Genomic DNA, 6,835 nt, shown 5'->3' on the forward strand with positions numbered 1-6,835 from the left:
ACTGCTTGATGGCGGAGATGCTCTGGGCGTCGGCAACGAGGGCCGCTGCCTCCGCCTCCTTCTCCGACGCCTCCCGGTTCCGCGTGGCCTCGGCCACCCTCGCCTCCATCATGACCTGGGCAATGTGCGGCTTGGCCAGGTTTTGGATGTACCCGGTGGGGTCCTGCAGGTCCTTGATCTGCAGCGAATCCACCACCAGCCCCAGCTTCTCCATTTAAATGCCGCTGGCACTGCGCACCTGGGAGGCGAGCTTGTCCCGCTCCCGGATGATTTCCTCCACCGTCATGCTCCCGATGATGGAACGCAGGTGGCCCTCAAAGACGTTGTACACCTGGCTTTCCATCTTCGGCTGCTGTCCCAGGAAGCGTCTTGCCGCATTGGCGATGAACGGCGTCGAATCCCCAATCTTGAAGATCACCACGCCCTCCACCACCACCTGGATGCCCTGTGAGGTGACGCAGTTGACCTGCAGTTCGGTTTCGTTCAGGGTCAGCGACAGGGTGCGCACGGTTTGCAGCCCGGGGAGCACCAGCGCGCCCTTGCCGGTGACGATCCTAAAGTCCATGCCGTCGGTGGTGGCGGGGCGGCTGCGCCCAAAGCCGGAGATGATCAGGGCCTCGTTGGGCTCGGCCACCTGCCACATCTTTTTCACGGTCGCCCGGACCAGCACCAGGAACACCACGACGGCAACAATGATGATGATGAGGGGAAGGAATGCTAACAGCACCGGCATGGCGGTGACCCTTTCGCGGGGCCAGCATCGCCCGGACGGCTGGCCGTGGACCACGGGCGTACCCGTCGGCCCGGAAATGTAGATGACGCTGTCCGCGGGGGCGGCCCTGCCGGGAGGGCCGTGTCCGCGTCAACGGGCCCGACGCCGGCAGCTCGCCGGCGGCTGGAACGAAAGGCTGCGAGGTGGCCCAGTCGTGTGACGGACCAGTACTTTTATGCTGCGCGCAACATTACCCGCCGATGCTTGGAATTCACCCACTGCCGGCCGTGGACGGGGCCGGCAGTTGCCTGGCCCGTTCAGTCCCCCGAAGGCTGCCCCGCCGGCTCGGCGAACCACAGCCGCGTTTCACCGTATTTCTTCGCCGCCAACAGCTCCAGCGACGCCGGCCAGGCAGGCTCGGGCGTGCGGGCCGAGCGTTCCACCACAACCACGGCGTAGGGGCTGAGCCGCGGGCCCAGCAGTCCCAGCACTTCGGACAGCTCCGGCTCGGTCAGCGGGTACGGCGGGTCCAGGAAGACCAGGTCCCACCGGTCCACGTCGGCGTCGTCCGCCCGGGCCAGGAACGTCTCCACGCGGGAGCGCTGCACCGTCACCACCTTGCTGCCGCGCACCTTGTTCACCAGTGCGGCATTGCGCTGGCACACCCCGGCCGCCTTTTCGTTGAACTCCACCAGCTCCACGGACTTGGCCCCGCGGCTGGCGCTCTCCACGCCGAGCGAGCCCGAGCCCGCGTACAGGTCCAGGACCCGGACATCGGCGAGCATGTCCATGGATTCCAGGCGTGAGAACAGGGCCTCCTTCACCCGGTCCGTGGTGGGCCTGGTGCCGTCGCCGGGCACCGAAATGAGCGGCGTCCCCCCGGCGGCCCCGGCAACAATCCGGCTCATGCGCGCACCCCTGCAGCCACTGCAAAACCACTAGCCACGTTCAAGGAATGCCTCATTCTGTTCGGTCAGGTAGGTGTCGATTTCAAGTTTCAGGGCCGGATGCTGCTTCAGCTCCGGATCCGCGGCGACGATCCCCGTGGCGTCCGCACGGGCCCGCTCAATCAGGTCCTCGTCGCGCAGCACGCTGAGCACGCGCAATCCGGAACGGCCGCCGGACTGCCGGGCGCCGAGGATGTCTCCCTCGCGCCGCAGTTCCAGGTCCTCGCGGGCGAGGACAAAGCCGTCGGTGGTCGCCGCCACGGCGTCAAGGCGCTTCCGGCTGGGGTGCCCGTGTTCCAGACCGGTCACCAGCAGGCACAGGCCCGGATGCCCGCCCCGGCCCACACGCCCGCGCAGCTGGTGCAGCTGCGACATGCCGAACCGGTCGGCGTCGAGTATCACCATGAGGGTCGCATTGTGCACGTCCACGCCCACCTCAATCACGGTGGTGGCCACGAGCACGTCGATGTTGCCGGCGGCGAATTCCGCCATTGTCCCCTGCTTGTCCGCGGAGTCGAGCCGGCCGTGCAGCGCCTCGATGCGCCTGCCTGCCAGCGCCGGGACTGTACGCAAGTACCTTACGACGTCGAGCACCCCGGCCATGGGGCGGTCCTCGCCGTCCGCGGGGGTCCCGGCAGGCCCGGACTCCGGATCGTCGCCGATCTTGGGGCACACCACATACACCTGGCGGCCGGCGTCAATCTCCTCGCGGGCGCGCTCCCACACCCGCGTTTCCCACTGGGGGTGGTCGGCCAGCGGCGCCACATGGGTGGTGATGGGTGCGCGGCCCCTGGGCAGCTCGGTCAGTTCGGACACTTCCAGGTCGCCAAAGACCGTCATGGCAACGGTGCGCGGAATGGGCGTGGCCGTCATGACCAGCAGGTGCGGCGGCTTGGCCGCCTTTGAGCGCAGGACGTCGCGCTGTTCCACGCCAAAGCGGTGCTGTTCATCCACCACGATCAGCCCCAGGTCGGCAAACTGCACGTTGTCCGAGAGCAGCGCGTGCGTGCCGATCACAATCCCTGCCTCGCCGGACGCGGCCGCCAGGAGTGACTTCTTGCGGGCGGCGGCCGGCATGGACCCGGTCAGCAGCACCACGTTGGTGGCGTGCGGCCCGCCCAGCAGCGGGCCCTCGCCCAGGCTGCCCAGAAGGGCCAGGATGGAGTTCAGGTGCTGGGCGGCGAGCACCTCGGTGGGGGCCAGGAACGCGGCCTGCCCGCCGGCGTCGACCACCTGGAGCATGGCGCGCAGCGCCACCACGGTCTTGCCCGAACCCACTTCGCCCTGCAGCAGCCGGTGCATGGGATGGCCGGCGGCAATCTCCCCTGCCACGAGGTCACAGATCTGCTGCTGGCCGCCCGTGAGCGTGTAGGGCAGCTGGGCGTCAAAGGCTTCCAGCAGCGCACCGGCAACCAGCGGCCGGGCCGTGGCGTCCTGCTGCAGGGCCTCGATGCGTTTCCGGGCCAGCGCCGTCTGCAGTGCCAGGGCTTCCTGGTAGCGGAAGCGCTGCCGGGCCCGCGGCCAGTCCTCCATGGTGGCGGGCACGTGGATTTGTTCGTAGGCCTCCCACAGGGGCATGAGCCTTTCCCGTGCGGCAATGGCCGCCGGCACCGGGTCCGGGACCTTGCTGAGGTCCAGGGCCGGCAGCAGGGCTGCGATGACGGCCTGGGTTTTCCAACTCGGGAACTTTGCGGTGGCCGGGTAGACGGGCACGGGCATGACGGCCTGGATCTCGGCTTCATGCTCGGCCAGGGGGTCATCCGGCAGCAGGACGTAGTCCGGGTTGGTCAGGGACTTGTGCCCGCCGTACAGCGAAACCCGGCCGGAAAACATGGCCAGCACGCCGGGCCGCAGCTCCTTTTGCGCCGTCCAGCCGTTGAAAAAGCTGATCTTCAGGTTGGAGGGGCGCCCCGAATTGTCCGTAATGACAACGTCGCTGATGGTTCCCTTGCGCCGTTGCATGTGGCGGGTGGAGAGGTCGACGACGCGGGCCAGGATGGTCACTTCCTCGTCGAGCGGAAGCTTGTCCAGCTCGGTCAGTTCGCCGCGGGCCAGGTAGCGCCGTGGAAACTGGTGCAGCATCTGCCCGACGGTGGTGAGCTCGAGGTGCTTTTCCACCGACTTAGCGGTGGCGGCCCCCACGAGCCGGGACAGCTGCAGGGCCAGGTCGGGGTATTCGCGGGGCCGCGGCGGCTGCGGCTCGTCCGGCACGCCGCCCAGGGCGGGGTGGGCGCCGTCAGAGGAGGTCATGGGCGTCTGCGACGGCGTTGGGGCTCAGGGCCGAAATGCTGACGTTGCTTGGATCACCCACGGCCTGAATGGCGTCCAACGCGATGGTTGGCGACGGAACGTGGACGTGCACGCGCCACGGGTAGGCGCCGGTGTCGTCGGCCTGTTCCGAGACGGCGCTCATGATGACCGATTCCCCCAGCTCGTCCAGCTGCATGCGCAGCCCGGCCGCCGCCAGCGGCGTGAGGCTGATGGTGCACATGACTTCCACGCCCAGCTGTTCGGGCATGTCCAGGGCAATGTTGGGGTCCTGGACCTTGTAGCCGGAGAGCCCGTCGAGCAGGTCCTCCTGCAGCGGCTCGCCCACCACCACGGAGCGCAGGCAGTCCAGGATCAGCAGCAGGCCCACGCCGCCGGCGTCCACCACGTGGGCGTCGGCCAGCACGCCGAGCTGGGACTCGGTCAGCACCACGGCCTCCCGGGCCGCGGCCACGGCGCCGTCCAGGGCCAGTGCCAGGGCCGCGTTGGAGTCGTCGCCGTTGAGCGTGGATTCCACCTCGGAGGCGCCGTGGGCGGCGGCCTCCAGCACGGACAGCATGGTCCCGGGCATGGGCTCGCTCAGCGCACTCCAGGACCGCAGCTGGGCGCGGTGCAGCGCGGCGGCCAGCAGGGGCCCGTTGAGGCGCGGCTGCCCGGCCAGGGGCTCGGCCATGGCGCTGAGGAACACGGAAAACAGGGTGCCGGAATTGCCGCGGGCCTGTTCCATGGCGGCGCGCCCTGCGGCGGCCATGGTGGCACCGGCGTCGAGCGGGTCCAGGTCCGCCACGGCCTGGGAGGCGGACCGGACCGTCTGGTACAGGTTGGTGCCGGTGTCGGCGTCGGCCACCGGGTAGATGTTGATGGCGTTGAGCCGGTCGCTGTGATTGGCAAGCGTCTGCTCGGCCTTGGCCAGCCAACGCCGAATTACGGGGGCAGTTGCGGCAATCTTAGACTGCAAAATGATCCCATCCCACAGCGCCGTCCACGACGCTTTTGAAGTTCCGTCCGTCGATGGTCACAGCCGGTTGGCCGTCGCCCGCGGACACTATTGAGCCTATCCCAATGAAGCCGGACGGGAGCGCAACGTTGGCTGGGAATGTGGATAACAATCCGTGGTCCTCGCCGCCGCTGAGCACCCATTGCAGCGGGTCCGTGCCCAGTGCCTGCGCGCATTCGGCCAGTCCATCCGCCAGCTTTTCCAGAACGACGCCGGCCAGGTCCAGGCCGGTGCCGCTGGCCGCGGCAAGGCGCCCGGCGTCGCGGAGCAGGCCGTCGGAAATATCCATCATGGCGGTGGCGCCGGCGCGGGCTGCGGCGGCGCCGGCGGCCAGGGGCGGCTGCGGCCGGTTGAAGAGGTCGGCCGCGTTTTGCAACGCGGGTGTGTACTGTGCCGGGGCGATGCTGCTTTCCTGCAGCGCCCACCCGGCGGCCGAATATCCCAGCTTGCCGCACACGGCCACCATGTCCCCGGGGCGGGCGCCGCTGCGCAGCACGGGGTCCCGGCCGGCCAGGGAACCGGTCACCGCCACGGTGACCACGATCTCGGAGCCGCCGGACAGGTCGCCCCCCGCCACGGAACATTGGCCCGCCCCGAGGGCGTGGATCGCGGCAGCCAGGCCGTCGGCCAGCGCCTCGACCCAGGCGACCGGCGTCGTGCCCGGCAGGGTCAGGCTCACCACCATGGCGGTGGCCTCGGCGCCCATGGCATTGATGTCGCTAAGATTCTGGGCCGCGGCCTTCCAGCCGACGTCGTAGCCGGTGGTGGCGTAGCCGTTGGGCCAGGCGAGTCGGAAGTCCTTGTCCTGGACCTGGGTGTCGATCGAGATGACCGTGCGGCCGTCGGGGGCGGCGATGATGGCTGAGTCGTCGCCGGGGCCGAGCAGCGTGGACGTGCCGGAGGGCAGGCGCGGGAAGATGCGGGCCAGCAGGGCCGATTCGGAGAGTTCGGCGACGGTGAGGGTCATGGTTTAACCGTAGCGGTTGGGGCCGACACCGGGCGTCCGGCCCTGGGCTGATGCGGCGCCGGGCCTGTTGCCCCGCCCGTGCGTTGCTGTGAAGATGATCCTGATGACTGACGTGACGCACTACCTTCAGGCCTATGACGACCAGCTCCGGACGGACGCCGAAACGCCCAGCGCGCTCAGCGTCGCCGTGCTTGGCCCGCTGCGGCTGGTGACCTTTGCCGGCGGCCGGGGATTCATCACGTACCGGGACCTGGCCGGCTCCGGGAACATTGCCGCCCTGGTGGCCGACGCGCTGGCCCACTTCCGCGCCGACCCCGCCGTGACCGGCGTCGAATGGAAGACCCGCGGCCACGACCGGGCCCCGGGGCTGCATGAGGCGCTGGTGGCAAACGGCTTTGTGCCGGGCGAGCCCGAATCAATCATGGTCGGCCCGCTGGCGGGGCTGTGCCGGAACGCCCCCGTGCCTGCCGGGGTGGTGCTGCGGACGGTGACGGCCGACGCCGACGTGCGGGCCATGAGTGCCATGGCCGATGAGGCGTTTGGCGAATCCGTCAACACCCGCGCCGCGGACGCCCTGCTGGCACGTTTGGCCCGCCGAGACGGCATGGAACTGTGGGTCGCGGAGACCGGCGGCCGCATGGTCGGCGCCGGCCGGCTGGAGCCGGTGCCCGGCACCGGCTTCGCCGGGCTCTGGGGCGGCGCCACCCTGGCCGAGTTCCGGGGCCGGGGCATCTACCGGGCGCTGACGGCCGCGCGGGCGCGCTCGGCGATGGCCTTGGGCAAGACGCTGGCGCACAGCGACTCCACGGAATTTTCCCGCCCCGTCCTGGAGCGCTCGGGGCTCGTCAAGGTCTCCACCACCACGCCGTACGAATGGACCCGCTGAGACGTCTCCCTGCGGGCCATTCCTGCCAGTTCAGCCGGGGGCGTGGGCGAAACAAGGG

Annotated in this window: 6 protein-coding genes and 1 pseudogene; 1 reads left to right on the plus strand and 6 read right to left on the minus strand. The window is 69.6% G+C overall.

Going from position 1 to position 6,835, the window contains the following annotated elements; all coding sequences use genetic code 11:
• The 6 genes and pseudogenes from G6035_RS20345 to G6035_RS19030 form a co-directional block, all read right to left on the minus strand.
• Positions 1–214 (minus strand): annotated as a pseudogene (locus G6035_RS20345) (flotillin family protein); the annotation flags it as partial.
• Entirely contained in the window at positions 215–733 is a 519-nt protein-coding gene (locus G6035_RS19010) for a flotillin family protein (protein ID WP_256128131.1), read from the minus strand. It lies immediately after the preceding pseudogene.
• A 296-nt stretch (positions 734–1,029) separates the two neighbouring features.
• A complete protein-coding gene (gene rsmD / locus G6035_RS19015) occupies positions 1,030–1,620 on the minus strand; it encodes a 16S rRNA (guanine(966)-N(2))-methyltransferase RsmD (RefSeq protein ID WP_176618669.1) in 591 nt (196 codons plus the stop codon).
• Between the two features lie 30 nt (positions 1,621–1,650).
• The gene (locus G6035_RS19020; RefSeq protein WP_176618670.1) at positions 1,651–3,909 is read right to left on the minus strand and encodes an ATP-dependent DNA helicase RecG; all 2,259 of its coding nucleotides are present in this window, start codon (positions 3,907–3,909) and stop codon (positions 1,651–1,653) included.
• On the minus strand, positions 3,896–4,852 hold the full coding sequence (locus G6035_RS19025; protein ID WP_176618673.1) for a DAK2 domain-containing protein: 957 nt from the start codon (positions 4,850–4,852) through the stop codon (positions 3,896–3,898). Before G6035_RS19025 ends, G6035_RS19020 begins: the two co-directional genes overlap by 14 nt.
• Positions 4,853–4,874: 22 nt before the next feature.
• Entirely contained in the window at positions 4,875–5,891 is a 1,017-nt protein-coding gene (locus G6035_RS19030) for a thiamine-phosphate kinase (protein ID WP_176618671.1), read from the minus strand.
• A 103-nt stretch (positions 5,892–5,994) separates the two neighbouring features.
• Here G6035_RS19030 and G6035_RS19035 point away from each other — a divergent pair, with 103 nt between their 5' ends.
• The gene (locus tag G6035_RS19035; RefSeq protein WP_176618672.1) at positions 5,995–6,777 is read left to right on the plus strand and encodes a GNAT family N-acetyltransferase; all 783 of its coding nucleotides are present in this window, start codon (positions 5,995–5,997) and stop codon (positions 6,775–6,777) included.
• Positions 6,778–6,835: the final 58 nt, after the last annotated feature.

Source organism: Arthrobacter sp. SDTb3-6 (assembly GCF_013376095.1).
Lineage (GTDB): Bacteria > Actinomycetota > Actinomycetes > Actinomycetales > Micrococcaceae > Specibacter.

Excerpts from the sequence above, each read along its gene's own strand:
- G6035_RS19010 (WP_256128131.1), bottom strand. The coding sequence starts at position 733 with ATGCCGGTGCTGTTAGCATTCCTTCCCCTCATCATCATCATTGTTGCC.
- rsmD (WP_176618669.1), bottom strand. The coding sequence starts at position 1,620 with ATGAGCCGGATTGTTGCCGGGGCCGCCGGGGGGACGCCGCTCATTTCG.
- G6035_RS19020 (WP_176618670.1), bottom strand. The coding sequence starts at position 3,909 with ATGACCTCCTCTGACGGCGCCCACCCCGCCCTGGGCGGCGTGCCGGAC.
- G6035_RS19030 (WP_176618671.1), bottom strand. The coding sequence starts at position 5,891 with ATGACCCTCACCGTCGCCGAACTCTCCGAATCGGCCCTGCTGGCCCGC.
- G6035_RS19035 (WP_176618672.1), top strand. The coding sequence starts at position 5,995 with ATGACTGACGTGACGCACTACCTTCAGGCCTATGACGACCAGCTCCGG.